A 26,005-nucleotide genomic window follows, 5' to 3' on the forward strand; every position below is an offset into this window, starting at 1 on the left:
GCGACGTTCGCGATACCCGAGCCTTTCTGCGCCGCGTGCGACTGTGGGGCATCGACGCGCGGCTGCTGCTGCCCGGCATGGACCGACACGAGGAGGCGCGACGCCGCTGGGCCACCCCGCCACCCGGTAGGGAGGAGGCGGAGTCGGCGGAGCACGCGGACACCGCGCAAGCGGCGTTCCTCGGCTCGCTACGCCGCATCCTCGCTCGCGAGCTGTCCGGGCCGCTGTTCTCGGAACTCTCCGGCGAGTGCCGGGCGTACCTCGTCGCCGGGTTGACGCAGAGCGACCGCCAGGCAGCCCTGCCGCGCTTCCTCCAGGCCCTGGAGGGCTTCCTCCCTCCGCTCCGGCCCTCCTCGGTGGAGGCCGTCCTCGTCGGCACCCCCTCAGGTGACGCCGGCGCGGGAACCGGCGCGTGGCTCCGCCGGCAGGAGTCGACCTCGATCGCGGCCCAGATGTGTGGCCTGCCCGCCCCCGACCCCGGTACGGCCGGCCGCGAAGACCTCGTCGCCCGGGTCGCGGACGCGCTCTCGCGCCGCCTGGGCCACGGAACCGGTGTGACCGCGTTCCTGTCGGGGCAGCCAGGCGTCGGCACCTCGACCGTGGCCATCGAGACCGCACGCCGACTGGTTCCGGCGTTCCCCGACGGGGTGTGCTACATCGACCTCCACGGCCTCGTGCCCGGCAGCCGGCGTGACGCTCGCACCGCCGTGCGCTTGGCCAGCGGAGCGCTGGGGCTGGAGACCGACACCGAGCCACTGGACGACGCGGCGCTGTTCGCGGCGTTCGCGGCCCGGCTCGCCGACCGCCACGTGCTGGTGGTGCTGGACAACGCGAAGGACGCCGCCCATGTCGAGCCGCTCGTCGGCGGGTTGAGAGCGGGCGCCGTCATCGTCACCTCGCGCGACCGAGCCCAGAGCTACGCCGATCCCGGGCTTGTCTTCGAGGTGCCACCGCTGGAGCGCGCGGCCTCGGTGGAGGTGCTGGCCCGTTGCGGGGTGGCACACCCGGCCGCCCCGTCCCTGGTCGGCAGACTCGCGCACCTGTGCGCGGACGTGCCACTCGCCCTGCGCATGGTCGCCGCCCGGCAGCGGAACGAGTCCGGGCTCCATCTCGCCTATCTCGTTCAGCTCCTGGAGGAGGAGAGCGGGCGACTCGACTACCTGGAGGCGGGCGACCGCGCCGTGCGGATGGCCATCGCGCTCAGCTACGACGCCCTCGACCCCGCCACCCGGTCGGTGTTCCGCCTGCTCGCCGCGGCGCCCGGCGCCGCGTTGACCGGTGACGAGCTCGGCCACTGCATGGACACTCCCGCCTACCGGCAGGAACGGCTGCTGAACCGGCTGGTCGACCGCAGCCTCGCGCGGTGCGAGATCGTGCGACTGTCCAACGGCCGGGTCCTGGCGACCTTCAGCCACCACGAGCTGGTGCGGCTGTTCGCCGCCGAGCGCCTGGCCGAAGAGGACTCGCCCGAGACGGTCCGGACGTTCCAACGCCGCTCGGTGACACACATCCGGGCCCGCATCGAGGTCGAGGAGGCGGGCAGCGCGTCGCCGCTCGGCGAGCTGGACCCCGCCCGCATCCACGCCGCCCTCCGGCTGGCCGAGGAGCAGGGCTGGCTCGACCTGGCGACGGGACTCGCCGCGGCCCTCCACGTGCTGTACACCTCGCTCGGCGAACTCGACGCGTTGGAGGACGTGAACCGCACCCGGATCGCGCTGCACCTGCGCCGCGGGGAGCCCGCCGAGGCGGTCAGGGCCTGCCTGCTCAACGCCACCACGCTGCGGGGCGCGAAGGCGCCGGCGCAGGCCGGGGCGGCGGCCCGGGAGGCGGTCCGCCTGACGCGCGAGCACCGCCTGCCGGCATCGCTCCTGGGTGACGCCGAGTTCACTCACAGCCTGGCGCTGTGGGACCTGGAGGAATGGTCCCCGGCACTGCGCGCCGGAGAGCGGGCCGTCAGCGCCTTCACGCTGGCCGGCATGGGCGCGGCGGCCACCACTGTCGCCATCAACAACGCGAAGGTCGCGCGACAGGCCGGGGATCTCGTGGCGGCCCGGGAGTGGGGGCGGAAGGCCACCGAGCTGGCGGACCGCTGGGGCGGAGAGGAGCACCGGGCCCACGCCCGCAACGTCCACGGGCGGGCCCTGCTGCGGGACCACCCGGACGCCGCCCTCGGCGTCTTCCGACCCGCGGCGGCGCTGTGGGAGTCCATGGAGCACTGGAGCAACGCCGGCGTGGAGTACGGGAACGCCGCCAACGCCGCCGAGAACACCCGGGATTGGGCCGAGGCGATCCGGCTTCGCATGCGCGGTGGACATGTGGGAGCGTGCCGGCGGGTCCCCCGACCAACTGGCCGAGTCCCTGGTCAGCCTGAGCGCACACCACGCCACGGTCGGCGACGAAGAGCTGGCGGCCGCGACGCTCGACCGCGCGGTGCGGGTCGTGGCCCACGCCACCGGCGCGGGGAGCCTGATCCGGGAGGAGGTCCTGGTCCGGCACGTGGCGGCGGAGCTGTGCTGCGCCGACGGCCGTCCCGTGCCGGACCTCCCCGACCCGCCAGAGGAGTCCCAGGCCGAGGCGGTCGCCCCCGAACTCCGTCGGGCCCGGGGCGTGCTGCGCGATCACCACGCCGGGGCCGTCAGCCGCGCCACGGCGCGTGCGCGCCTGCGGGGCTTCCTGCGCTCCGCGCCCCTGCACCCCCCCGAGTCGGCGCCCAGCTGGGTGTACGAGGAACTGGCCGGCGAGGCCCCGCAGCGGGGGGAGCTGACCTGACCGGGCCCGTCAGGCGGCGTCGGCGACGTGCGCGCGGATGGCCACCACCGCGGCGCCGCGCGCCCAGTCGTGGAAGTCGTGGGCGCGCACCGCCACGTCGATGCCGGCGACGTCCCGGCGGCGCGCGGCGAGCCCCGCGTCCAGGTCGGCGCGCCGGACCCGGGCCACGTCGACCGCCTCGCCGGCGAGGATCACCGTCTTCACCGTCGTCGCGTTGACCACGTTGGCGATCATCACGCCGAGCGCCCACGCGGCCTGCCGCACCGCCTCCCGGCAGACCGGGTCGCCGGCCGCCGCGAGCCGCAGCACCTCGCGGTAGGTGGGGAAGCGGCGCATGCCCTGGGCCGCGGTCATCAGGATCGACCGGGTCGTCACGTACGAGGCGGCGCACCCCCGGTGCCCGGCCGGGCACATGGGCCCGCCCGGGTCGAGGATCTGGTGGCTGAACTCCCCGAGGTCGGCCTCCGTCATCCGCACCGCCCGGCCGTGCGTGAACAGCGCGTACCCCACGCCGTCCCCGACCGTGACCAGCGCGAAGTCGCGCACCCCGCGCGCCTCTCCGAACCACTGGTAGGAGTCGGCGAGCGCGGCCACGTCGTTCTTCACGAAACACGGCACGCCCAGCCGGTCCGCCAGCAGCCGGCGGATCGGCACCCGCTGCCAGCCCAGGATGCCGGAGTCGACCAGCTCGCTCTCCTCGACCAGCGCCGGGGCCGTCGCGTCCCCGCCGAAGGTGACGCCCGCCGCGACCGGCGCGCCGCCGGCCGCCGTGAGCCGGTCGGCGAGCCGCCCGGCCTCCGCCACCACCTCGCCCGGGCTGGGCGCCGTCAGCGGCGCGCTCTCCCGCGCCACGATCTCGGCGCGCAGCGTGGTGAGCACGGCGTACACCCGGTCGCTGGTCAGCTTGAGGCCGAGGAAGAGCAGCCGGTCGGCGACGACCTCCAGCGGCCGGGTGGGGCGCCCGTTGACCGGATCGTGCCGGACGTCGCGCTCCACGACGAGGCCCGCCGCCACCAGCGGCTTGGTCAGCCGGGTGAGGCTCCCCGACGACAGGCCGAGACGCCTGGCCAGGTCGGTGCGGGACTGCGGCCCGTGGATCACCAGCTCACGCAACACCGGCAGGGCGGTCCTCGGCGCCGAGCGCCAGGCCTCGATGGCCGACCGCTGCGAACTCACCCCTTCAACCCTCCGCTGATCATGTCGAGTCGCCAGAAGCGCTGCAGGAAGAGCAGCAGCGCGATCAGCGGCACGATGGAGACGGCGGTGCCGACGATCGCGACGCTGTAGAGGGCCGGCTCGCCCGACCCCTTGGAAAGCAGCGTGTACAGGCCGACGTTGATCGGGAACCGGCTCTCGTCGGACAGCATGACGTACGGCAGCAGGAAGTTGTTCCAGTTCCCCACGAACTGGAGCATGAAGATCGTCACCATGCCGGGCAGCATCATCGGCAGCGCGATGGTCCCGAAGATGCGGTACTCGCTGGCCCCGTCCATCCGCGCCGACTCGATCGTCGACAGCGGCACCGTGGCGTCCGCGTAGACCCGGGCCAGGTAGATGGCGAACGGCGAGATCAGCCCCGGCAGCAGCACCGACCAGTAGCTGCCCACCATGTCGACCTTGGTCATGATGATGTACTGCGGGATCGCCAGCAGCATGCCGGGCAGCAGCACCCCGGCCAGGATCAGGTAGAACAGCGCGGTGCGGCCGGGGAACTCGTAGCGGGAGAAGGCGTATCCGGCCACGGTCGAGATCAGGGTGCACAGCAGCGAGCCGACGCCCGCGTACAGCAGGCTGTTGAGCGCCCACCGCCCGAACGCCCCGTTCTCGTAGGCGAACAGCTCGCGCAGGTTGTCCAACAGCCCGGTGCCCGGGCTGAAGGTGAAGGTGGAGAACAGCTCGGCCGGGGACTTGGACGCCGCGACCACGATCCACACCATCGGGACCAGGCAGTAGAACGCGCCGATCAGCAGCACCGCCGTCGGCACCACGCGGGCCCGCTGGTGGGGGAGGAGCACGGGACGCCGCCGCGCCTCGGCGGCCGGGGCGCTCACCGCAGCCCCTCGAAGGTGCGGCGCTGAGTGACCCGCAGCAGCGCCAGCGACAGCACCAGCGTCCCGACGGCCAGGACGACCGAGCCGGCCGCCGCCATCGGCAGGTCGTCGCGGATGAACCCGTCGCGGTAGACGTGCATCAGCGGCACCCAGGTCTCGGAGATCTCGATGGTCATCGGCTTCAGCATGGTCGGCTCGCCGTACACCTGGAGCGTGCCGATGAGCGCGAAGAGCCCGGTCAGCACCAGCGCGGGCGCCACCAGCGGCACCTTGATCCGCCAGGCCAGCCGCCACTCGGAACAGCCGTCGACGCGCGCCGCGTCCGCCAGCTCGGGCGGTATGCCGCGCAGCGCCGTGTAGATGATGATCATGTTGAAGCCGATGCCGCCCCAGATCGCGACGTTGGCCAGCGACGGGAAGATCCCGCCCGCCTCCAGGAACGGGATGGTGCCAAGCCCCAACGCCTCGGTGACATGGCTGAAGGGGCTGGTCGACGGCAGGTACATGAAGCCCCACAGCAGCGAGGCGACGACCCCGGGCACCGCGTAGGGGATGAAGATCGCGGCCCGGGAGAAGCGGCGGGCCCGCGCGCCGCCGTGGTCGAGCAGCAGCGCGAAGAGCAGCGCCCCGCCCAGGGTGAGCGGCACGGCGAGCACCCCGTACAGCGCCATCCGCCCGAACCCGGCCCAGAACGAACCGTCGGTCAGGATGTCCGCGTAGTTGGAGAGCCCGACGAACACCTCGCGCCGGGTGCCGAAGACCCCCTCGTCGACGATCCGCAGGCCCTGCACGCTCAGGTACAGCGCGTACCCGACGGGGATCGCGAGAAAGGCCAGGAACAGGCCGAGCGCCGGGGTCAGGAAGACGTAGGGGGCGAGGAATCCGCCGAGACCGCCTCTGGCGGTCGCGCCGCGCGGGCGCGGGGTCTTGCGTGGCATGGCTGCCTTCCGAGCTGGTGACGGGAACGAGAAGTGGGGGAGGGGGCGGCGCCGGGCGTGCGCCCCGACCTCAGTCGGTGGTGACGTGGAAGCCGACGCGCTCCATCTCCGCGACGACCTCCCGCTGGGTGCGCCGCAGCGCCTCGGCCAGCGGGGTCCCGTCGCGCAGCGCCGCGGAGAACGCGTCACCGTAGGCGTCGCTCGCGGTGGTCACGTTCGGCCCCCACTGGATGTGCGGCACGGTGTTCGTCGCGGCCGAGGTCGCCACGTCCCAGTAGTCCTCCTGGCCGGCCGTCAGCGCCGGCGGCTCGCTGAGCGCGGCCGCCGCCTGGCCGCCCAGTGACGCCGGGTACTGGCCGCCGGCGATCTGCAGGTCCGTGGACTCGGACGCCGTCTCCATCCAGCTGACGAACTCCACGGCCGCCGCCACGTCCTCGGCGTCGTTGGTGACGGCCAGCGCCGAACCGCCCTGGAACGCCACGGCGTCGGACTCACCGGCCCAGTGCGGCAGCGGCGCGATCGCCCAGTCGCCGGCCTGCCCCTCCGCGATGCTGTAGATCACCGAGGGCGACCACAGGCCCGCCGGCCAGGTCAGGACCTCGCCGCGGTTGACCCGGTTGTTCCACTCGGGCGTCAACAGCGGCTCGGCGCTCACCAGATCGCGGTCGATCAGGTCCTGCCAGTACTCGGCGACCCGCACCGACGCCGGGTCGTCGATGCCGACCGTCCAGTTCCGGTTCTCGACCTCCCACCAGGTGGCGCCGCCCTGTTGGGCGAGCCCGGCGAAGTTGCCGAACTCCGTCGGCGAGAACGTGGCGACGTAGGTCTCGGGGTCGCGCTCCCTGGCCTGGGCGGCGACCTCGGCGAACTCCTCCCAGGTCGCCGGGACCGCGAGGCCCAGCTCCTCGAACCTCGCCCGGTTGTACAGCAGCACCATCGGCCCGACGTCGTCGGGGACGCCGTAGACGTGCCCCTCGAAGCTGGTCAACTGCCAGGTCTCGTCGGTGAACTCGTCGGTCAGCCCGTCGACGTGGTCGGCGATGTCCGCCAGCACGTCGGAGACCACGAGCGCCGGGATCGTCTGGTACTCGACGCACGTGACGTCCGGCGCGTTGCCCGCCCGGCTCGCGGTCAGCAGCTTCGTCGCCGAGTCGTTGCCGCCGCCCGCGTCGGTGCGGCGCACCTGGATGTCGGGGTGCGCGGCGTTGAACGCCTCGACCCGGGCCGACGGCACGTCGCCCCAGCACCAGAAGTCCAGGGTGACGACGCCGTCGTCCCCGCCGACGACGCCACACGAGCTGAGCAGCGCCGTCACGCCGGCGAGTGCGGCGAGTCGGCGCGGAACGCGTCCGCGCATGAGTGGTACTTCCGTTCCGGTCGATCAGTGCCGGCCGGCGTCCACCGGCCGCGCCAACGCGCCGGCGAATGCCGGGGGGTTGGCTTCGGCGCAGAACTTAGCCCCGCCGTTCGAGCGGTGTCCATAGGCGTGACGTCCCCGGTTTCCGAGGGGATCGGCGCACCCTGCCGCGCTTGCCGCCCGGCAGGGTTTCGCGACAAAAGTCTGGCGGTTGTGCCGCCGGACCTTGACGGCCTGGGAAAACAGTGCACCCTGCGACTTGGGAGCGCTCCCAAGCAGGTGCCGTGCCGCACCGTGCTCGACCGACCACTCCAGGGAGCCGTAGTGAGATCGAGAACCGGAACGAGTACCACCTCGACGCGCGCGCGAGCGCTCGTCGCCCTCCTGGCCGCGCTGGCGACACTCTTCGGCCTCGGGCAGACCGCCCAGGCCGCGCCGGCCGAGCCGCCGAGCGCGCAGGCCACCGGGCTGCACATCAGCGACGGCCGCCTGGTGGAGCGCAACGGGAACGACTTCGTCATGCGCGGGGTCAACCACGCCCACACCTGGTACACCAACCAGACCCAGTCGTTCGCCGACATCAAGGAGTACGGCGCCAACACCGTGCGCGTCGTCCTCTCCAACGGCGACCGCTGGACCCGCAACGACGCCGCGGACGTCGCCAACGTGATCAACCTCTGCAAGCAGAACCGGATGATCTGCGTCCTCGAGGTCCACGACACCACCGGCTACGGCGAGGAGGCCGCCGCCGGCACCCTCGACAGCGCGGCCGACTACTGGATCAGCCTGCGGGACGTGCTGGTCGGCCAGGAGGACTACGTCATCATCAACATCGGCAACGAGCCCTGGGGCAACACCGATCCGGCCGGCTGGACCGCGCCCACCGTCGCCGCCGTCCAGAAGCTGCGGAACGCCGGGTTCCAGCACACCATCATGGTGGACGCGCCCAACTGGGGTCAGGACTGGCAGGGCGTCATGCGCGCCAACGCCCAGACCGTCTACGACGCCGACACCACGGGCAACCTGCTGTTCTCGATCCACATGTACAGCGTCTACAGCACCGCCCAGTCGATCACCGACTACCTCAACGCCTACGTCAACGCCGGACTGCCCATCGTCATCGGCGAGTTCGGCGGGCCCGCCGACCAGTGGGGGGACCCGGACGAGGACACCATCCTGGCCACCGCCCAGCGCTTGGGGCTCGGCTATCTCGCCTGGTCCTGGAGCGGCAACACCGACCCGATCCTCGACCTCGCGATCGGCTTCGACCCGGACAACCTGAGCACCTGGGGCCAGCGCATCTTCAACGGCGTCAACGGCATCACCCAGACCTCGCGGGAGGCCACCATCTTCGGCGGCGGAGGTCCGGCCGACACCCAGGCCCCGACCGCGCCCGGCACGCCCACGGCGTCCGGCGTGACCGCCACGTCCGCCACGCTCGCCTGGACGGCCTCGACCGACAACGTCGGGGTCACGGCCTACGACGTGGTCCGCGTCAGCGGCGGCACCGAGAGCGCCGTCGCCACCTCCACCACCAACCGGGTCACCGTCAGCGGCCTCACGGCCAGCACCGCCTACACCTTCGCCGTCTACGCGCGCGACGCGGCCGGCAACCGCTCCGCGCGCTCCGCCACGGTGAGCGTCACCACCACGGGCGGCGGCACCCCGGGCACCACCTGCTCCGTCGCCTACCGGGTGGTCGGCGACTGGGGCAGCGGCTTCCAGGGCGAGATCACCATCCGCAACACCGGCACCACCGCCATCAACGGCTGGACGCTCGCCTTCACGTTCGCCAACGGCCAGACCATCAACAACATGTGGGGCGGCACGCCGACGCAGAGCGGCGGCAACGTCAGCGTGACCCCCGCGTCCTACACCTCCGCCATCCCGGCGGCCGGCTCGGTCACCCTCGGCTTCACCGCCAACCGGGGCGGCAGCAACACCGCGCCGACCGCCTTCACCCTCAGCGGCAGCGCCTGCGCCACGGCCTGACGCGAACCGCGCGCCCGCCGACCGGGGCCCTCGGCCCCGGCGGCGGGCGCCCGTGCCTCAGCCGCCGGAGCCGTCGGCCAGCCACTCGGCCAGGACGGCCGCCTGGCTGTGGTCCGGGTCGCGGGTGGCGGTCAGCAGGGTGATCCGGTCGCGGGCGGCCAGCTCGCGCAGCCGGCCGGCGGCCTCCCGGTGCTCGGGATCGCGCAGCTCGGCGAGGTAGCGTCGCCGGAACTCGGCGAACCGCTCCGGCTCGTGCCCGTACCAGCGGCGCAGCTCGGTGGAGGGCGCGACGTCCCGCAGCCACTCGTCGAGGTGCGCCGCCTCCTTCCTGAGGCCGCGTGGCCAGACCCGGTCGACGAGCACCCGCTTGCCGTCCTCGGCGGACGTGTCCTCGTAGACCCTGCGACAGGTGACGCGCTGTGCCATGCCCACACCTTCCCTCGGCGCCATCGGCCGGTGACAGCTCTCTCCCTTACTCACTGTAGTCAGAGACCGGGCGGTCGGCTCGTCGCGCGGGCCCTGGCGACCGCGGCCCGCGCGCTGATCCGCAGGGCCGGCCCGTGGCCGGGCAGCAGCCACTCCGAGTCCAGCGCCTCGATGACCGCCAGGGACCGCAGGGCCCGGTCACGATCCGCGTGGAACATGCCGGGCAGCAGCTGGGGCCCGCGCGCCCGGGAGGTGGGATGCGCGGTGACCAGCGCGTCGCCGCTGACCAGGACGCCGCTGTCCGGCAGCAGGTAGGAGCAGTGCCCGCGGGTGTGCCCCGGGGTGTGGACCGGCAGCGGCCGGCCCGGCAGGTCGAGCCGGCCGGGCCGGGGGAAGGGGCGCGGCTCGGCGACCGGCACGTCCACGGTCGCCCCGGCCCGGACGGCGCGGACGGCCCAGGACAGCACCGCCGGCCGCCAGGCACGGGCGGCGATCGCTCCGAGCGTCACCTGGTCGAGGAAGTCCCGTCTGGCGTGCGGCACTTCCTCGGGATGCGTCAGCACCGGCGTGCCGTAGCGGGAGCGCAGCCGCTCGGCGGCGCCGAGATGGTCGACGTGGGCGTGCGTCACCAGCACGGCGACCACCTCCTCGGGCGCCACCCCGACGGCGGCGAGCGAGGCCAGGACCCGGTCGTGGTCGTGCGGATACCCGGTGTCGATCAGCGTCGCCGCGCCCCCGTCCCGCACGATGACCCAGTTGACGTCGCTGCCCGCGACGACATACGTGTGCGCGTCGATCCGCCGCACCCCGAGCTCGCGCGGCGTGGCGGGTCCGTTCCGTCGTGGGTGCGGCACTCCTGACTCCTTTTCGGCCGAGGTGGTTGTCCGGGGAGTGATACGCCGGTTGACGTCGGAAAAGTCCCCTGGTTACCGTCGGGCGACATCATGCTGGGAAGAAAGGGGGACGTCGTGGCGGCACACGAGTACGACGCCCCCGTCCGGCTGGTCGGTGTGGCCCGCGTTCTCCGCCGGCACATCGACCTGCTCCGGGTCTCCAGCATTCTCTGTCACGCCTGATCAGGCGGTGCTCGCGCGCGCCGAGAAGGCGCGGTGGCCCCGGTCCCGGCGCCGCACCGCGCCGCGTCACCCGTGAGCTTCTTCTTCTCCCCTCCCCACTCTCCGTTCTCCGTACGTCCCTTCGGCATGAGCTCCGGAGGAACGAACGGCCCCTCGCAAGGAGCGCCTTCGCATGACCACGACCAAGACGACCCGCAAGCCGGTGGGCGACGTGCTCGACACCGCGGACGACCCCCAACCGGGGCTGCGCGCCTACCTGGAGGTCAAGCGCGCGGCCCTGCTCGCCAGACGGGAGGCCGCGAAGGCGAATCCGCTGACCCAGCCCAACCGGATCCGGGCCCGCGCCACCGCCGAGTCCCGCAGCGGAGTGCGCCGCATCCGCATCAGGCAGCACCAGATCATCAGCGACTCGGGCGCGGACTTCGCCGGCTACGACCTCGGCCCGGCCTCTCCCGAGATCCAACTCGGCGTGCTCTCCAGCTGCCTCACCCACGTCTTCCTCATCCAGGCGGCCGACCTGCGGATCCCGCTCGACTCGCTCGAGGTCGAGGTGCAGGCCGACCACGATCCGCGCGCCGGGTCGCCGGGGTTCGAGCAGACCCCGATCTACCCGCACAACATCGCCTACACCGTGCACGTCACCTCGCCGGCGCCGGCGGAGCGCATCCGGGAGCTGCACGAGGCCGTCGAGCGCAACTGCCCGATCTACAACCTGCTCGTCAATCCGCAACAGGTCACGGGCCGGGTGGTGTTGACCGGCAGCCCGCAGGAGCTCTGACCCGGCTACCGGCTGACCACGGGCGTAGCCGGACGCCGCGGTGCCCCGGGACCGGCCGGCGCGGCGGGCCGGCCGCGTGCCAGCAGCGTCGCGGGCACCGCGGCGAGGGTGAAGAGCACTCCCGCCATCGCGACGTAGAGGTACACGCCGGTCGCGGTGCTCACCGGGGCGCCGTCGGCGAAGGTCCCGGGAACGATGGTCGCCTTGAGCACCTCGCCCCCGGCGATGTTGACGACGACCGAGCCGAGGGCGAGCACGACCGACACCAGACCGGCGGTCGTGCCCTGCCGCTCGGGCGCTTCGACGCTGGTCGCCAGGTTGTAGCCGGAGGCGCCGATCGCGCCGGCGGCCAGGCCGAGCATGGCGCCGCAGGCGATCGCCAGCGGCAGCGTCGCCACGCCCGCCAGCATGGCGAAGGTCGCCACGGCGCCGAGGGCGATGCCGCCGAGAAGGGGCAGGGCGGGACCGAACCGCCCCGCGAGCCAGCCGGCGCACAGGCCGCCGATCACGATGCCGAGATTGGGTGTGGCGAGCAGCACCGCGACCGCCTCTCCGTCGCCGAGCCCGTAGCCGAGCCCCAGCTCGGGCGGCACCTGGGCGATGACGCTGGTCAGTTGCAGCATGCTCCGGAAGGAGCCCGCCGCCAGCACCAGGGCCAACAGGGTCAGCAGGATCGGGCGGCTGAGGGCCCGGATGTCGATGACGGGTTCGTCGACCCGCAGCGCCAGGAGCGCCCAACCGGCCAACGCGGCGACGCCGGCCGCCAGCAGCGCGATCATGCCCCAGGACAGCCATCCGAGGTCGCTCGCGAGGCTGGGGTAGGCGAGCACCGCGCCGAGGCCGCCGCCGAGCAGGAGCGCCCCGCGCACGTCGATCCGGCCGCTGCCGCGGATCGGCGACTCCGGGATGAAGGAGCGCACGCAGAGGGCGGCCACCGCGGCGAGCAGCGCCGCCACGACGAACACGCTCCGGTAGCCGAACACGTCGATGACCGGCCGCATCAGGAACGGCTCGACGATTCCGACGACCGACGAGCCGGACGTCACGAGCCCGACCACGGCCATCGCCACCCGCGGGGCGCAGATCTGGCGGATGAGGGCCACCGTGAGGAAGACCGCGGCGAAGGCGGCGCCCTGGAGGAAGCGTCCCACCAGGAAGATCCCGACGTTGGGGGCGGCGAGGCAGACCAGCGCCCCCGCGCAGGCGAGGAGCAGCGTGCCGACGAGGATCCGGCGCTTGCCGAAGATGTCGGAGCTCTTGGCGAGCAGCGGCGACCAGACGGCGCCGGCCAGCATCGCGCTCGCGTTCAGCCACGCGACCTGGTCGGTGTCGAAGTGGTCGAGTAACTGGGGCAGGACCATCATGGGTGAGCCGATGACCACGTCGGCCAGGACGTTGGCGAGGGTGAGCACGGCCGCCCAGAGGACGAGCCGCCTGCTCCACCGGTGCTCCTGGGCGCCGGGGGCGGGCTGTTCGCGGGTGTCGTTCACCGTGCGTCCTCTCCGGCGCGTCGGGTTCGGGGCGTCGCGGTGTCGTGCGCCCGCAGTGCCTCGTTGCGGGCGGCGATGGCGGCCCAGGTGGTCGGCAGCATGCGGTCACGACCGCTGTGGACCCGGCCCTGGGCGAAGGTGACATAGGGGCGCTGCCGGGCCTCGTACCGCGCGAACGCGGCAGTGTGGTCGTCGCCGCACCGTTCGAGTTCCTCGGCGAGGAAGCGGGCGCCGGTGAGCGCGAGTGAGGTGCCCCGGCCGGACAGGAAGGCCGGGCTGTACCCGGCGTCCCCGACGAGGGCGACGCGGCCGCGGTGCCAGGAGGGCAGGTGGATCTGGCTCGCGGAGGTGAGGTAGAAGCCGGGATCGGCGCGGGCGGCGTCGAGCAGCTCCGGGATCCGCCACGACCGGTGGCCCGCGAAGGCGTCGACGAGGATCTGCTTCTGGGCGTCCAGGTCGCGGTGGTCGTGGTCGATCCGTTCCGAGCGGAACTGGAAGACCGCGGCGGCCCGGCCGCCGTACCGGAAGACGCCCGCCATCCGGCCGGGCACGTTGTAGATCGAGTTGGTGCCCGTGGAGCCGGCCTCGGCGGGGAGGTCGGCGAGGGCGAAGTAGACGCCGAGGTGCCGGAGGTGGTGCTCCTCGGGCCCGAACACCAGCCCGCGTACCGCGGAGTGCTGGCCGTCGGCGCCGAGCACCAGGTCGTACCGCGCGGCGCCGCCCGACGCGAAACGCACGTCGACGCCGCCGTCGACGCCGCCGTCGGTCAGCGCCTCGACCGAGTCGCCGAAGCGGATCGCCACGGTGTCCGGGAGCGCGTCGGCGAGCACGCGCAGGAGGTCCGCGCGGAGGAGTTCGATGTCGTCGTCCGAGTCGCTGACCTCCGCCATCGGGATCCGGGCCACCGGCTCGCCCCCGCTGTCGACGAACCGGGTGAGCTCGGTCATCCGGACCCGCCGCTTCCGGATCTCCGCCAGCAGACCCATCCGCTCCACGGCCTGGATCGCGTCACCGCGGATGTCGATGGGGGTGCCGGCGAGTCGGAGGTGGCGGCCGTACTCGACCACGGTGACGGCGTGGCCGCGGGTGCCGAGTTCGAGTGCGCAGGCGAGTCCGGCGACGCCGGCTCCTGAGACGAGTACGTGCACGGGTGGGCTCCCGGTTCCGTCGGTTAAAGAGACGAGTTGTTGCTTTTAGCGAGGCTACGTGTCCTCGGCTTGCACCGCAACGCCGCGCCTGGCGACAATCGGCACCCGAACGGGGAAACAGGAGGTGAGCGCGGCGATGGCCAACGGGACCACTGACCGGCCGCCGGCCCGGCGCCCCGGTGGCCGCAACGCGCGGGTGAGGGAGCGGATCCTCGCCGCGACCGTCGAGCTCGTGGCGCGCGACGGCATCGCGGGCTTCCGCTACGAGGAGGTCGCCGAGTTCGCCGGCGTGCACAAGACGAGCGTCTACCGCAACTGGCCGGACCGCGAGGAGTTGGTGGTCGAGGCGCTGCTGCGCTATGCCGAGGACCTCGCCTCGGTCGCGGACACCGGCGACATCCACCGGGACCTGGTGGACTTCCTGGTGGCCCTCGCCGGTGGCCTGGAGACGCCGTTCGGCCGGACGCTGGAACAGGCCATCCAGCCCGCCCGCCAGACCGCCACCGTCCAGGCGCTGACCAGGATCCTCGACCAGCGCGTCGCCGCCCTGCGGCGGCGGGTGGAGACCGCCGTCGAGCGGGGCGAACTCCCCCCGGTCGACAGCTCGTTCCTCGGCGAGATGATCTCCGGCCCGGTGCACCTCATCGTCAACCGTGGCATGCGTCGGTTCACCCGCGCGGACGCGGAGCGCATCGTCGGCGTGGTGCTCGCCGGCCTCCGGGCCACGGAGCGGCACGGCTGAGCAACCGCCAGGACGCCCCGGTCAGGCCGCGCCGCCGCGCCCGGCGGGCAGCCGCTCGCCCGCCTCGACGGCCACCGGCAGCCGGTTCTCGCGCGGCGGCAGCGGGCAGGTGGCGAAGTCGGTGTAGGCGCAGGGCAGGTTGAAGGACCGGTTGAAGTCGACGGTGACCGCGCCCGCCGCGTCCGGCGGCGCGATCGACAGGGAGCGGCTGGCCGCGTACGTCGTCACCCCCGACGTCGCGTCGGTGAACAGCGCCAGCAGCCCGCCGCGCGCCGCACCACCGAACACGGTGAGCCGGCGGGTGGCGCCGGCCAGCTCGAACTCGACCTGGCCCGGCGCCTCGTAGACGTGCTCGAGACCCTCGACGACGGCGCCGACGGTCACCGTGCGCGGAGCGTCGAACGGCACGAAGCGGCCGGGGCGCGCCCAGGCCGGCTCCGGGTCGTACGTCGGGGTGCCCGGGTACTCCGTCACCAGCCGGTGGCCGGGGTCGCGGGGGCGCAGGATGTCGTGCCCGCCACGCCTGGCGACCTCGATCACCAGCTGGCCCGAGGAGGCGAACACGCCGCCGCGCTCGTCGAGTTCGGCGAAGCGGTGATGCCCGTGGACCGGATCGCCGTCGACCGAGAGCTCCTCGCCCTCGGCCAGCTCGACCACCACCCCCTCCGGCGTGCTCGACCAGACGCCGGGGGCGTCGTCGAAGCGGGTCGGCTCGGGCGTCAGCCAGCGCAGGCTGGTGATCGCGAGGAACCCGTGCGGGTCCGCGCGGTTCCGCTCGTGCGCCTCGTGCCACTCGGCCCACCGCCGGGCGAACTCCGCGTGATCGGTCTCCGCGAGCGTCATGTCGGCCTCCTCGCCGGGTGCGCCGGCGTCGTTCGGTGGTCGGGGGCGCCGGGCACGGCGGCCAGCAGCTCCCGGGTGTAGGGGTGTTCCGGCCGGGTGAACACGTCCGTGACCCGGCCCTGTTCCACGGCCCGGCCCCGGCGCATCACGACGACCCGGTCGCAGACCTGCCGGACCACGGCCAGATCGTGCGAGATGAACACGTAACCGAGCCCCAGCTCCGCGCGCAGCTCACCCAGCAGGGTGAGGATGCGGGCCTGCACGGACACGTCGAGCGCGGACACCGGCTCGTCGAGGACCAGCAGCCGCGGGGTGAGGGCCAGGGCCCGGGCGATGCCCACGCGCTGTCGCTGACCGCCCGACAGCTCGGTCGGCCGGCGGGCACCCGTCGAGGCCGGCAGCCGCACCAGGTCGAGCAGTTCCGCGACCCGTGCCGCGCGCGGCGTGACGCCGAAGGCCCGCAGCGGCTCGGCGATGGCCTCGGCGACCGTGTGGGCGGGGTCGAGGGAGCCGTAGGAGTCCTGGAACACCGGCTGCACGTGTCGGCGCAGCCGGCGCAGCTCGGCGGCCGGCGCGGTGGCCAGGTCGACGCCGTCCAGCACGATGCGTCCGGCGTCCGGCCGGTCGAGGCGCAACAGCAGGTTGGCCAGCGTGGTCTTGCCGGAGCCCGACTCGCCGACGACGCCGAGCGAGCCGCCGCGGGCCAGCGTGAAGCTCACCCCGTCCACGGCGGCGATCTCCCGAGGGCCCCCGCTCGCCGGCCGCCGCACCGGGAAGACCCGCCGCACGTTCTCCACCGTCAGCAGCGGCTCGGCGCCCTCGGGCGCGGGCGCGGCCGGTTCGGACGTCATGGAGGGCGCGGCGGCGACGAGCTCCCGGGTGTAGGGGTGGTGGGGGGCGCCGATGACGTCCGCGCTCCGGCCCGTCTCCACGATCCGCCCCCGCGACATGACCGCCACCTGCTCGGCGCGTTCCGCCGCCACGGCGAGGTCGTGGGTGATGAGCAGCAGCCCGGCGCCGGCCCGCCGGGTGACGTCGCCGAGGTGGTCGAGGATGCGGCGCTGCACGGTGACGTCCAGGGCGCTGGTGGGTTCGTCGGCGATCAGCAGCCGGGGCTCGCCGGCCAGCGCGATGGCGATCAGCACCCGCTGGCACATGCCGCCCGACAGCTCGTGCGGGAACTGCTCCGCCGTGCGGTCGGGTTCCGGCAGGCCGGCCTCGCCGAGCAGCTCCCTGGCGCGCCGGGCGGCCGCCGCGCGGCCGCGCGCCTGACCGGTCAGGCGCAGCGCCTCGGCCACCTGGGCGCCCACCCGCTGGACCGGGTTGAGCGACGCCTTCGGGTCCTGCGGGACGAAGCCGATCCCGCGGCCCCTGACGTCGCGCATCGCCCGGTCGGACAGGCCCACGAGTTCGCGCCCTTCGAGGCGGATGGAGCCCCGGAGCGGCTCGGTGCCGGCGGGCAGCAGGCCCAGCACGGCAAGGCCCGCGCTCGACTTGCCGGATCCCGACTCGCCGACCAGGGCGACCGTCCCGCCGGCCGGGACGGTGAGCGAGGCGCCCCGCACCGCGTGCACGGTGCCGCGCCTGGTGCGGTAGGAGAGGTGCAGGTCGCTGACGGCCAGCAGGGGCCGGGTGGTGGTGGTCATGACGAGACTCCGGTCCGCTCCAGGGCGCGGGCGACGCGGCTGGTGGACAGCACGACGAGGGCGATGGTCAGCCCGGGGAAGGTGGTCAGCCACCAGGCGGTGGTCATGTAGTCCCGCCCCTCCGAGACCATCGCGCCCAGTTCGGGGGCCGGCGGCGCGGCCCCGTAACCGAGGAAGCTGAGCGCCGAGATGGACAGCACCGCGCCGCCGATGTCGAGCGCGGCCAGCACCAGCACGGGCGGCGAGGCGTTGGGCAGCACGTGCCGCAGCAGGATGGCCGGGGTGCGGCTGCCGCTGGTCACGGCGGCCCGCACGTAGGCGCTCGCCCTGACGCGCAGCACCTCGGCCCGCACCACCCGGGCGAAGCCGGGGATGCCGGCGATGCCGACCGCGACGGCCACGTTGGTGGTGCCGAAGCCGAGGATGGACACCACGGCGAGCGAGAGCAGCAACCCGGGGATGACGACCAGGACCTCGACCACCCGCATCAACAGGTGGTCGAGCCAGCCGCCGAGGTACCCGGCGAGCACGCCGATGACCGAGCCGGCGACCAGTGCCAGGGCGACGGACAGCAGGCCGGCGACCAGGGAGGTCCTGGCGCCGTGCACCACGCGCGCGTAGACGTCGCGCCCGAGGTTGTCGGTGCCGAACCAGTGCTCCGGGCCCGGCGGCAGGAGGCCACGCGAGGCGTCGGTGTGCAGCGGGTCCTGGCCGGCGAAGAGGCCAGGGGCCAGGGTCCAGCCCAGCACGAGCGCGAGGCAGAGCACGGCGAGCAGCAGCCCGGGGCGCCGGGCGGCGTCCGCGAACCGGGCGCGCGGCGCCTCCTGGTCCTGGAGCTCCAGCTCCTCGGGGCGTGGTGTGGTGACGGACATCGGATGGTTACCTTTTCGCTTATGTCGCGCCGGCGGTCAGGACGATCCGCGGATCGACCCTGGGGTAGACCAGGTCGACGGCCAGGTTGACCAGCACGTAGAGCGCCCCGGCCAGGAAGACCAGCGCGCGGATCACCGGGAAGTCGTGCGTGTCGATGGCCTTGGCGGTGAGCGCGCCGAGACCCGGCCGGGAGAAGACCGTCTCGGTGATGATCGCGCCGGCGACGATGCCGCCGATCATCAGGCCGAACAGCGTCATCGCCGGTATGGCGGCGTTCCGCAACGCGTGCACGGTCACCGCGCGCAGCCGGCTCGCGCCCTTGGCGCGCGCGGTGCGCACATACGGTTCGCCGAGCGCGGTGCGCAGACTCCTGCCGAGCACCTGCGCCAGCAGGCCGATGCCGGGCAGGGCCAGGGCGAACGCGGGCAGCACCAGGTGGGAGAGGTCTCCCTCCCCGAAGGCGGGGAACCAGCCGAGCCGGAAGGAGAAGACCTGGAGCAGCACCACGCCGGTCCAGAAGGTCGGGACGGCGTTGCCGACCACCGTCGCCGACAGCACCGCCGAGCGCAGCGGCGCGGTCGGCAGCAACGACGCGGCCAGCGCCGCCGCCACCCCCAGGACCAGGGCCAACAGCAGGGAGGCGGCGGCCAGTTCGAGCGTCGACGGCAGGGCCCTGCCCAGCACGGCGCTCACCTCGTCGCCGGTGGCGAACGAGGTGCCGAAGTCGAGCCTGACCGCCTGCCACACGAAGTCGAGGTACTGCTCGTGCGGCGGACGGTCCAGGCCAAGATCGGCGCGGAGCGCGTCCGCCGCCGCGGGGTCCACGGACGAGCCCTCTCCGCCGTTGCCGCGCAGCATCACCGACACCGGGTCGCCCGGCACCAGGTGCAGCACCAGGAAGGAGACGGTCAGGGCGGCCCACAGCACGAACACGCCGTTGCCGAGCCGGACCAGGACGTAGCGGGTCACGACGCGAGCCACACCTCGTTGAGCAGCGGCTTGGCCTCCAGGTCGGTGCGGAACCCGCCGACCCGGTCGCTGAAGCCGTAGGCCGAGATCCGGTCGTAGACGGGCGCCGCGTAGCCCTGTTCGATGATCCGGCGCTGCGCCTGGGCGGCGATCTCGCCGCGCTCCTCGGGGTCGACCGTGGTCTGCAGGGCGCTCAGCAGCTCGTTGAGCTCCTCGTCCGGGTTGCCGTACCGCATGCTGTAGGCCGGGTCGAAGGAGGAGTAGACGAGCCGGAGCACGTCGACGTCGGCCCGGGTCTGGCTCCAGGTGGTGATGTCCCCCGGGTACTCGTCGATGTTGACGTCGGGGAAGGTCGCGACGGGGTCGAGGACGAGCTCGATGCCGACCTCGGCCCACTGCTGCTGGACCAGCTGGTGCTGCTGCTCGGCCAGCGGGTCGCCGCTCTCGTAGGTGATGGTGAGGCTGAGCCGCTCGCCGTCCGCGTTCCGGCGGACGCCGTCGTCGCCGACGGTGTCCCAGCCCGCGCGGTCCAGGAGTTCGGCGGCGGCCTCGGGGTCGTACCGGATCTCGTCGGACTGGTCGACGTACCCGGGGTTGCTGGTGGTCAGCACGCCGGTGGCGGTCGTGTTGACGCCGTTGTAGACGGCCTGCACGATCGCGTCGCGGTCGATGGCGAGGCCGAGGGCGCGGCGGGTGTCCGCGTCCTGGAGCTTCGGGCTGTGCGGCAGCGGGATGTAGGGGATGGCGATGGCGGGGAGCGCGGAGGTGGCCACGGTGAACCCGGGGGTGTCCGCGAGCTGCGCCTGGGTGGCGGGCTGCACGGCCTCGATGAGGTCGACCTGGCCGCTGGTGAGGCTGCCCTGCCGGACGCTGCCCTCGGGTATCGCGTCCAGTTCGACCGCGTCCACGTGGGCGGCGCCCTGGTTCTCGGCCAGCGGTGAGGCCCAGGCGTAGTCGTCACGCCTGACCAGCCGCACCGAGCTCTCCGGGGTGAACTCGTCCAGCGTGAAGGGCCCCGAGGCGGCGAAGTCGCCCAGGCACAGGTCGGCCGGGTCGTTCCCCAGGGAGGCGGGGGACAGCTGCACCAGCGACTGGGTCGCGGTCGCCTGCAGGAACTGCGCGTTGGGCTCCTCGAACACGACGGTGGCCGTCCGCGCGTCCTCGACCACGGTCTCCTGGTACCCGGAGAGGAAGCTGTAGCCCTGCGGCGCCTGGACGCCGAGCTCGATGATCGCGTCGAAGTTGGCCTTGACGGCCTCGGCGTCGAACGGTTCGCCGTCGCTGAAGGTCACGTCGTCGCGGAGGTGGAAGGTGAAGCGGGTCACGTCGTCGCTGACCTCCCAGGAGGTGGCGAGCCAGGGCAGGATCTCGCCGGTCTCCGGGTCCTGTTCGGTGAGCGTGTCCGCCAGCTGCCGGCCGATGAACCGCGAGTTCAGCTGGGGTCGTTGCCGCGAGTCGACGCAGTCGGGCGCCGCGTTGAACGCGTACCTGAGCGTGCCGCCGTTGGTGGGGTCGCCGGCCGGGCCGCCGGCGTCGTCGCTCGCCGCGCCGCCGCCCCCGCAGGCACCGAGGAGGACGGAGAGGGAGAGCGCCAGGGCGGCGGTGGTGGGCACGGATCTCGGGCGAGGCAGGCGTGAGGACAGCACGACAGGGGGTTCCTTTCCGGGGCCGGCGACCGGCGGTGGGCGCGCGGGGGCGCCCGGTCCTGAGCCGGGAAGAGCGGCCGTCGACGAGTGGACGGCGAGAACGAGGGGAGCGTCGGGAGGGACGCGGTGGAGAAGGGAAGCGCAGCGCGGCCGCGGATCACCCACACGGCCGGATCAGGCGCTGCCTGACGTCAGACGAGACAGGAGGCCGTGGTGACACGGCCCAGGTCGACATGGCGACGCGACGTCAGGACGGACTGCATGGCGACGAGAATGAGCCAGTCCTGGACATCCGTCAAGGGCGTGGCTCACACGTGGCCCGTCGGCATCGCCCGCCGCACGTGTCTTCCGGCCCGCGACCAGGCCGATTACGCTGCTGGGGATACGCACCTGAGGGGCCGTCACCGGGGGCTGGGACCGCGAAGTCGCTCTCCGAGAATGGTGGACTCCGATGACAGACTCCATGCGATCGACCCCGCCCGCCGCGAGGGGAAGGAGCCGGCCGGAACGACGGTTCGACTGGCGCGGCCTGCGGTCGGACGCCCGCGCGGCCGTGCCGGACGCCAGCCTGGCGCTGCTGGTCACCGGCCTCGTCTTCTGGTGGCTGTGGGTCAGGGTGGAGAACGGCACCTCGGCCACGACCCGGGTGATGCCCTTCCTCGCCGACGCGCCCGGGTACTGGCTGTACTGGCTGTGCCAGGCCTTCGGCTGGACCGGCCTGCTGTGGGCCTATGTCACCGTCGTCTTCGGCCTGCTCAGATCGGGGGCGCGCCCGCCCTGGCGCTGGCTGTCGGCGGCCCGGGTGGAGAAGTGGCACCGCACCACCAGCCTGACCACGATCGGGCTGATGTTCTGCCACGCGGCGGCGTTCTTCGGCGCCGAGGTCCAGGCGAACTTCGAGGGTCAGCCGGCGGACGAGCTGGTGTGGGGCGCGTTCCTCGAGTCCTTCGTGCCGGGCGGCTACACCACCGGCACTGGGCGGATCGCCATCCTGATCGGCCTGCTCGCCCTCTACCTGGGGATCGTCCTGGGTCTCGCCTTCTATGTGCGTCAGACCACGGGTTCCCGGCTGTGGCGGGCGCTGCACCGCTTCGTCATCGTCGTGTACGTGCTCAGCGTCTGGCACACCCTGCTGTACGGCACCAACGTCTGGTTCGACGGCTCGTTCCGCACCCTGGTGTGGGCGCTCCAGATGCCGCTGGCCGGGCTGCTGTTGCTCCGGCTGCTGGCGCCGGCCCGCCCCAGCGAGCGGCTGCGGCTGCGCGGGCCCGGCCGGGAGTCGCGCCCGCTGCCGCTGACCGCGCGCGCCGCCGGCCGACTCGCGGTGCTGGCCACGATCGCCGGCCTGGCGGCCGTCATCGCCTCCGGGACCGACGGCGGCCGGAGCCCGGACGGCGCCTCGTCCGGGCCCTGGCCCGAGCAGTGGGTGATCTGGGCCGGGCTGCTGGCGCTCACCCTCGTGCTGGTGGTCGTCGTCCACCGGCTGCGCCCCTCCCGTCAGGCGGCCGCCCGGGCCACGGCCCAGGACGAGGGCGACCGCCCGGCCGACCGGGCGCGGCGCGTCGGCTGACGGCAGCCGGGGCCGGCTACCGGGTGATCTCGTCGTCGCCCGGGCCGCCGACGAGCAGGTCACGGCCGGGACCGCCGTCGAGCATGTCGTCGCCCCGGCCGCCGAACACCACGTCGTCGCCCTCGCCGGCGGCGACGTGGTCGTCGCCGGAGTCGGCGGACACGACGTCGTCGCCGCCGTACGCCTCGACGTGGTCGTCGCCCGAGCCGCCCCAGAGATACTGGTCCCGGTCGTCGCCCATCAGGTGGTCCATGCCGGCGTCGCCGCGCATCACGACGCCGCCCATCAGCATGTCGTCGCCGTCCCCGCCGAGCACCGTGTGGGAGGTGTGCGCGTGGAGTTCGTCGTGGCCCGCGCCACCGTGCACGACGGAGACGCCCGGCGCGTTGGTGAAGAACGCGTCGTCGCCGTCGCCGAGCAGCACCCGGATGTCACCGGCCGCGTCCGAGTCGGCCGGCAGCTCGCAGACCACCCGCGTCGGGTCACGCGGATCCGGCTGGGCGCAGGGCGCGCCGGCGTTGATGGTCACCTCGTCGTTGAACGCGATCCGCCGTACGTCGGTGCCGCCCGGCATGTCGGTGATCTGGAGGTCGTTGACCTGCCCGGCGGCGGCCCGGTAGGTGATGGACCGGCCGCCCCGGTCGACGACGAGGGTGGCGGTGGCCTCCGCGCTCTCGGTGGCCTCGGCGACCTCGCTGGCGGAGGCCGGTCCGATCGCCGAGCCGGCGGCCAGCAGGGCTAACGCGGTGACGGCGAGCGCGGGGGAGATGCGTGACGGAGTCATGGGTGCGTCCTCACCTCATGGAAGAGTCGAGCCGGTTGAGTGTCATGAGCGAAACAACTGTCTCCCCGTTCGTGCCCTCCGTCCACACCCGTGCCGACCGGGGCCGGTCGGCCGACGCATCACCGGCAACACCGGTAACAGTAGTAACAATGGTGATATACGGTCTCAACGGGGCGGTCACGAACGGGTGATGAGGTCACGCCCAGTGACTCACCGCTCGGCACCAGGGAGGATGCGTTGAGCCAACCCCAGCCGCCCACCACGGAACAGGTGGACGCCTACATACGGACGAGACTGGCCCTGGCCGGGGTCGACCTCGACATGCTGCCCGAGCAGCCGGACCCGGAGACCGGGGTGCCCACCCGTGACCAGGCGCTGCGCTCGCTGCGCTCCTTCGTCACCTCGGCGCCCGTCGCCATCGCGGGCTGGACGCCGCCGGTCGACGGCCGGCCGGCCGCCGCCCACGCGCAGCAGGCCGCGCCGCCGCTGCTCTACCCGTCGATCACCGAGGCCTGGACCGGCGGGGTGGACGAGCGATGAGCCGCGCCCTCAACCGCCGAACCTTCCTCGCGAGTTCGGCCGCCGCGACCGGGGCGGTCGCCGGCGGCCTGGCCTTCGCCGCCCCCGCCTCGGCCGCCGGCGCCACGAGCGCGCCGGCCGCCGCCGCCGCGGCGCGCGCCGAACCCCGGATACCCGACATCGAGGTGCGGGACGCGGCACGCCGCGACCCCACCGAGGCCACGCTGGCCGAGGCGGCCGTGCTGATGCGCCGCCGGAAGCTCACCTCGACCACCCTGGTCGAGGCGTACCTCGACCGCGTCACCGCCCACGACGCCGTCTACCAGGCCTACGCCGAGGTCACCGCCGAGAGCGCGCTGGCCGCGGCCCGCGCGGCGGACCGGGGAACCGGCCCGCGCGGCGTGCTCTCCGGCATCCCGCTGTGCGTGAAGGACAACTACTTCACCAAGGACGTCCCCACCCGCTGCAACTCCCACATCTTCGCGGACTTCGTCCCCGATCACGACGCCACGGCCGTCGCCCGGCTCGCCGCCGCCGGCGGCATCCTGCTCGGCAAGGGCCAGATGGGGCCGCTCGCCACCACCCGGGCCACCAGGCCCAACGGCGAGATCACCACGGTCAACGCCTGGACCCCGAACGACCCGTCCGTCGACCCCGGAGGCTCCTCCACCGGACCCGCCACCGCCGTCGCCGGCCGGCTCGCCTCGTCCTCCATCGGCACCCAGACCGGCGGCTCCATCGTGCTGCCCGCCAACCGGCAGAACCTGACCGGCCTCAAGCCCACCATGGGCCGCGCCTCGGTGTACGGCGTCATCCCCCTGTCGTACACCCGCGACCACGTCGGGCCGCTGGCCAGGGACGCGATGGACGCCGCCCTGATGCTGGCGGTCATGGCGGGACCCGACCCCAGGGACCCGCGCACCCTCGGCCTGCCGGCGGTGCCCGACCTGGTGACGGCCGCCACCCCCGTGGTCTCCCGCGGCCGGGTCCGGCTGCGCCGGGCCACCAGGATCGGCGTGCCGGCCGACTTCCTCGGCTCCGCGACCGAGGTGCGGCGCGCGCTGCTCGACGAACTGGACGCCATCCCCGGGGTGACCCTGGTGGACGTCACCTATCCGGACGACTGGTCGCTGCTCACCGGCGCGTTCAACAGCGCCCGGCTGGCGGAGCGCGCCGAGCCGTTCCGGCACTGGCTGCGCGAGGACCCGCGCACGTTCGGCGTCTCGCTGCTGTCCTGGCTCCAGGGGCTGATGCTCTCGGGCGACGAGTGGATCACCGCGCAGCGCGCCAAGAACCACCTGCTGCGCGAGGTGCTCGACGGCGTGTTCGGCGCGTGCGACGTGGTCCTCCAGACCGAGGTGGTGCCGTTCGACATCCTCGGCCTGCCGGAGATCGGCTTCCCGGCCGGGTTCGTGAACGGCGTCCCGTCCGGGGTGATCCTCGGCGGCCAGCCCTACGAGGAGGACCGGCTGCTGGAGGTGGTCGCGGCCTACCAGGCCGTCACCGACTGGCACACCCGCCGCCCCGCGGACCCCACGGCCAGGGCGGCGACGCGGCTGCGCGCGGCGGCCGACGCGCCGCGGCTGACGGCCGAGGAGGTCGTCGAACAGTCGGCCTGAGCGCGGCCCCGCCGTCCGGTCCCCGGCCCCCCACGCGGGCCGGACGGCGTCGTGACACCATGAGGGCGCCTCACGGTGCCCGACCAGCGCGAAAGGGAGCCCATGCCCGGCACGACCCCCCTGACCAGGTGCCCCGTCGTCCCCGTCGTCGTCATCGACGACGCCGCCCAGGCGTTGCCCCTGGGCCGCGCCCTGCTCGCCGGCGGCATCGACGTCGTGGAGATCACCCTGCGCACCAGCGCGGGCCTTGACGCGATCCGGGCCCTCCGGGCGCTCCCCGACCTCCAGGTCTGCGCCGGCTCCGTGCTGGTTCCCGACCAGGTCGACCAGGTGGTGGACGCGGGCGCGGAGTTCGTGGTCAGCCCCGGCCTCTCGCGCGGCGTGCTGGAGCGGTCCCGGGCGCTCGGCGTGCCCGCGCTGCCGGGCGTCGCGACCGCCTCCGACCTGATGGTCGCGGTCGAACTCGGCCTCACCGAGGTCAAGTTCTTCCCGGCCGGCCTGCTCGGCGGCCCCGCCGCGATCAGAGCGCTGGCCGCTCCCTTCACCGGCGTCTCGTTCATGCCCTCCGGCGGCGTCAACCAGGACAACATGGCCGAGTACCTCGCGCTCCCCGCCGTGCCCGCGGTCAGCGGCAGCTGGATGGTGGAGCCCGCGCTCCTCGCCGCTGGCCGCTGGGACGACGTGACCGAGCGGTCGGCCGCCGCGATCGAGCGCGCGGCGAAGGCCTGAGGGTCGCCCGGGGCGCGCCGTGCCGCGCGCCCCGGGCGAC

At 73.6% G+C, this 26,005-nt stretch carries 23 protein-coding genes; 8 read left to right on the top strand and 15 right to left on the bottom strand.

Annotated features, from left to right (window positions below):
• Positions 1-2,778: 2,778 nt before the first annotated feature.
• The 4 genes from RNC47_RS05310 to RNC47_RS05325 form a co-directional block, all read right to left on the bottom strand.
• Complete coding sequence (locus tag RNC47_RS05310; protein ID WP_311595925.1) at positions 2,779-3,945, bottom strand: ROK family transcriptional regulator; 1,167 nt, start codon at positions 3,943-3,945, stop codon at positions 2,779-2,781.
• Entirely contained in the window at positions 3,942-4,820 is an 879-nt protein-coding gene (locus RNC47_RS05315) for a carbohydrate ABC transporter permease (RefSeq protein WP_311595927.1), read from the bottom strand. Before RNC47_RS05315 ends, RNC47_RS05310 begins: the two co-directional genes overlap by 4 nt.
• Entirely contained in the window at positions 4,817-5,758 is a 942-nt protein-coding gene (locus tag RNC47_RS05320) for a carbohydrate ABC transporter permease (protein ID WP_311595928.1), read from the bottom strand. The genes RNC47_RS05315 and RNC47_RS05320 overlap by 4 nt, the downstream gene beginning before the upstream one ends.
• A 70-nt stretch (positions 5,759-5,828) precedes the next feature.
• Positions 5,829-7,115, bottom strand: coding sequence for an extracellular solute-binding protein (locus RNC47_RS05325; RefSeq protein ID WP_311595930.1), 1,287 nt, complete (start codon positions 7,113-7,115; stop codon positions 5,829-5,831).
• 324 nt (positions 7,116-7,439) lie between these two features.
• Between RNC47_RS05325 and RNC47_RS05330 the strand changes: the two genes are divergently transcribed.
• On the top strand, positions 7,440-9,107 hold the full coding sequence (locus RNC47_RS05330; RefSeq protein ID WP_394814710.1) for a cellulase family glycosylhydrolase: 1,668 nt from the start codon (positions 7,440-7,442) through the stop codon (positions 9,105-9,107).
• Between the two features lie 57 nt (positions 9,108-9,164).
• Here the strand turns inward: RNC47_RS05330 and RNC47_RS05335 are convergent, their stop codons facing one another.
• Together RNC47_RS05335 and RNC47_RS05340 are read right to left on the bottom strand one after the other, a co-directional pair.
• Positions 9,165-9,533 (bottom strand): DUF488 domain-containing protein, encoded by a 369-nt coding sequence (locus tag RNC47_RS05335; protein ID WP_311595932.1) that lies wholly within the window; start codon positions 9,531-9,533, stop codon positions 9,165-9,167.
• 59 nt (positions 9,534-9,592) lie between these two features.
• The gene (locus RNC47_RS05340) at positions 9,593-10,339 is read right to left on the bottom strand and encodes an MBL fold metallo-hydrolase (RefSeq protein WP_311596103.1); all 747 of its coding nucleotides are present in this window, start codon (positions 10,337-10,339) and stop codon (positions 9,593-9,595) included.
• Between the two features lie 138 nt (positions 10,340-10,477).
• On the opposite strand from RNC47_RS05340, the gene RNC47_RS05345 reads away from it, so the two are divergent.
• Together RNC47_RS05345 and RNC47_RS05350 are read left to right on the top strand one after the other, a co-directional pair.
• Positions 10,478-10,609: a hypothetical protein gene (locus RNC47_RS05345; RefSeq protein WP_311595934.1), complete on the top strand. Its 132-nt coding sequence runs from the start codon at positions 10,478-10,480 to the stop codon at positions 10,607-10,609.
• Positions 10,610-10,781: 172 nt separating this feature from the next.
• On the top strand, positions 10,782-11,387 hold the full coding sequence (locus RNC47_RS05350; protein ID WP_311595936.1) for an OsmC family protein: 606 nt from the start codon (positions 10,782-10,784) through the stop codon (positions 11,385-11,387).
• 5 nt (positions 11,388-11,392) lie between these two features.
• Here RNC47_RS05350 and RNC47_RS05355 read toward each other — a convergent pair whose 3' ends face one another.
• Positions 11,393-12,877, bottom strand: coding sequence for an MFS transporter (locus RNC47_RS05355; protein WP_311595938.1), 1,485 nt, complete (start codon positions 12,875-12,877; stop codon positions 11,393-11,395).
• Positions 12,874-14,025 carry an FAD-dependent monooxygenase gene (locus tag RNC47_RS05360; protein ID WP_311595939.1) on the bottom strand — a complete coding sequence of 384 codons (1,152 nt, stop codon included), beginning with the start codon at positions 14,023-14,025 and terminating at the stop codon, positions 12,874-12,876. The genes RNC47_RS05355 and RNC47_RS05360 overlap by 4 nt, the downstream gene beginning before the upstream one ends.
• 136 nt (positions 14,026-14,161) lie before the next feature.
• Here RNC47_RS05360 and RNC47_RS05365 point away from each other — a divergent pair, with 136 nt between their 5' ends.
• Positions 14,162-14,767, top strand: a complete 606-nt coding sequence (locus RNC47_RS05365; RefSeq protein WP_311595940.1) for a TetR/AcrR family transcriptional regulator — start codon at positions 14,162-14,164, stop codon at positions 14,765-14,767.
• A 21-nt stretch (positions 14,768-14,788) separates the two neighbouring features.
• Here RNC47_RS05365 and RNC47_RS05370 read toward each other — a convergent pair whose 3' ends face one another.
• The 6 genes from RNC47_RS05370 to RNC47_RS37555 form a co-directional block, all read right to left on the bottom strand.
• Positions 14,789-15,610: a DUF1684 domain-containing protein gene (locus RNC47_RS05370; RefSeq protein ID WP_311595941.1), complete on the bottom strand. Its 822-nt coding sequence runs from the start codon at positions 15,608-15,610 to the stop codon at positions 14,789-14,791.
• Entirely contained in the window at positions 15,607-17,256 is a 1,650-nt protein-coding gene (locus RNC47_RS05375) for an ABC transporter ATP-binding protein (RefSeq protein WP_311595943.1), read from the bottom strand. Before RNC47_RS05375 ends, RNC47_RS05370 begins: the two co-directional genes overlap by 4 nt.
• Positions 17,253-18,128, bottom strand: coding sequence for an ABC transporter permease (locus RNC47_RS05380; RefSeq protein WP_311595945.1), 876 nt, complete (start codon positions 18,126-18,128; stop codon positions 17,253-17,255). The genes RNC47_RS05375 and RNC47_RS05380 overlap by 4 nt, the downstream gene beginning before the upstream one ends.
• 19 nt (positions 18,129-18,147) lie before the next feature.
• Positions 18,148-19,098 (bottom strand): ABC transporter permease, encoded by a 951-nt coding sequence (locus RNC47_RS05385; RefSeq protein WP_311595947.1) that lies wholly within the window; start codon positions 19,096-19,098, stop codon positions 18,148-18,150.
• Entirely contained in the window at positions 19,095-20,711 is a 1,617-nt protein-coding gene (locus RNC47_RS05390) for an ABC transporter substrate-binding protein (protein ID WP_311595949.1), read from the bottom strand. Before RNC47_RS05390 ends, RNC47_RS05385 begins: the two co-directional genes overlap by 4 nt.
• Positions 20,712-20,935: 224 nt before the next feature.
• Positions 20,936-21,007, bottom strand: a complete 72-nt coding sequence (locus RNC47_RS37555; protein ID WP_387096229.1) for a putative leader peptide — start codon at positions 21,005-21,007, stop codon at positions 20,936-20,938.
• Between the two features lie 188 nt (positions 21,008-21,195).
• Here RNC47_RS37555 and RNC47_RS05395 point away from each other — a divergent pair, with 188 nt between their 5' ends.
• Positions 21,196-22,314: a ferric reductase-like transmembrane domain-containing protein gene (locus RNC47_RS05395; RefSeq protein WP_311595950.1), complete on the top strand. Its 1,119-nt coding sequence runs from the start codon at positions 21,196-21,198 to the stop codon at positions 22,312-22,314.
• Positions 22,315-22,330: 16 nt separating this feature from the next.
• Here the strand turns inward: RNC47_RS05395 and RNC47_RS05400 are convergent, their stop codons facing one another.
• Entirely contained in the window at positions 22,331-23,098 is a 768-nt protein-coding gene (locus tag RNC47_RS05400; protein ID WP_311595952.1) for a calcium-binding protein, read from the bottom strand.
• Between the two features lie 237 nt (positions 23,099-23,335).
• On the opposite strand from RNC47_RS05400, the gene RNC47_RS05405 reads away from it, so the two are divergent.
• The 3 genes from RNC47_RS05405 to eda all read left to right on the top strand — a co-directional run bounded on the left by RNC47_RS05405 (position 23,336) and on the right by eda (position 25,965).
• On the top strand, positions 23,336-23,638 hold the full coding sequence (locus RNC47_RS05405) for a hypothetical protein (RefSeq protein ID WP_311595953.1): 303 nt from the start codon (positions 23,336-23,338) through the stop codon (positions 23,636-23,638).
• Complete coding sequence (locus tag RNC47_RS05410; protein WP_311595954.1) at positions 23,635-25,236, top strand: amidase; 1,602 nt, start codon at positions 23,635-23,637, stop codon at positions 25,234-25,236. The genes RNC47_RS05405 and RNC47_RS05410 overlap by 4 nt, the downstream gene beginning before the upstream one ends.
• Positions 25,237-25,338: 102 nt before the next feature.
• On the top strand, positions 25,339-25,965 hold the full coding sequence (gene eda / locus RNC47_RS05415) for a bifunctional 4-hydroxy-2-oxoglutarate aldolase/2-dehydro-3-deoxy-phosphogluconate aldolase (RefSeq protein ID WP_311595957.1): 627 nt from the start codon (positions 25,339-25,341) through the stop codon (positions 25,963-25,965).
• The last annotated feature ends 40 nt before the right edge of the window (positions 25,966-26,005 follow it).

The sequence above is a fragment of the Streptomyces millisiae genome (assembly GCF_031845425.1).
Classification (GTDB): Bacteria; Actinomycetota; Actinomycetes; order Streptomycetales; family Streptomycetaceae; genus Streptomyces; species Streptomyces millisiae.

Bases quoted from the DNA above. Each gene is read 5' to 3' on its own strand.
- RNC47_RS05320 (WP_311595928.1), bottom strand. From the start codon at position 5,758: ATGCCACGCAAGACCCCGCGCCCGCGCGGCGCGACCGCCAGAGGCGGT.
- RNC47_RS05325 (WP_311595930.1), bottom strand. From the start codon at position 7,115: ATGCGCGGACGCGTTCCGCGCCGACTCGCCGCACTCGCCGGCGTGACG.
- RNC47_RS05335 (WP_311595932.1), bottom strand. From the start codon at position 9,533: ATGGCACAGCGCGTCACCTGTCGCAGGGTCTACGAGGACACGTCCGCC.
- RNC47_RS05345 (WP_311595934.1), top strand. From the start codon at position 10,478: ATGCTGGGAAGAAAGGGGGACGTCGTGGCGGCACACGAGTACGACGCC.
- RNC47_RS05350 (WP_311595936.1), top strand. From the start codon at position 10,782: ATGACCACGACCAAGACGACCCGCAAGCCGGTGGGCGACGTGCTCGAC.
- RNC47_RS05365 (WP_311595940.1), top strand. From the start codon at position 14,162: ATGGCCAACGGGACCACTGACCGGCCGCCGGCCCGGCGCCCCGGTGGC.
- RNC47_RS05370 (WP_311595941.1), bottom strand. From the start codon at position 15,610: ATGACGCTCGCGGAGACCGATCACGCGGAGTTCGCCCGGCGGTGGGCC.
- RNC47_RS05375 (WP_311595943.1), bottom strand. From the start codon at position 17,256: ATGACCACCACCACCCGGCCCCTGCTGGCCGTCAGCGACCTGCACCTC.
- RNC47_RS05380 (WP_311595945.1), bottom strand. From the start codon at position 18,128: ATGTCCGTCACCACACCACGCCCCGAGGAGCTGGAGCTCCAGGACCAG.
- RNC47_RS05395 (WP_311595950.1), top strand. From the start codon at position 21,196: ATGACAGACTCCATGCGATCGACCCCGCCCGCCGCGAGGGGAAGGAGC.
- RNC47_RS05400 (WP_311595952.1), bottom strand. From the start codon at position 23,098: ATGACTCCGTCACGCATCTCCCCCGCGCTCGCCGTCACCGCGTTAGCC.
- RNC47_RS05410 (WP_311595954.1), top strand. From the start codon at position 23,635: ATGAGCCGCGCCCTCAACCGCCGAACCTTCCTCGCGAGTTCGGCCGCC.
- eda (WP_311595957.1), top strand. From the start codon at position 25,339: ATGCCCGGCACGACCCCCCTGACCAGGTGCCCCGTCGTCCCCGTCGTC.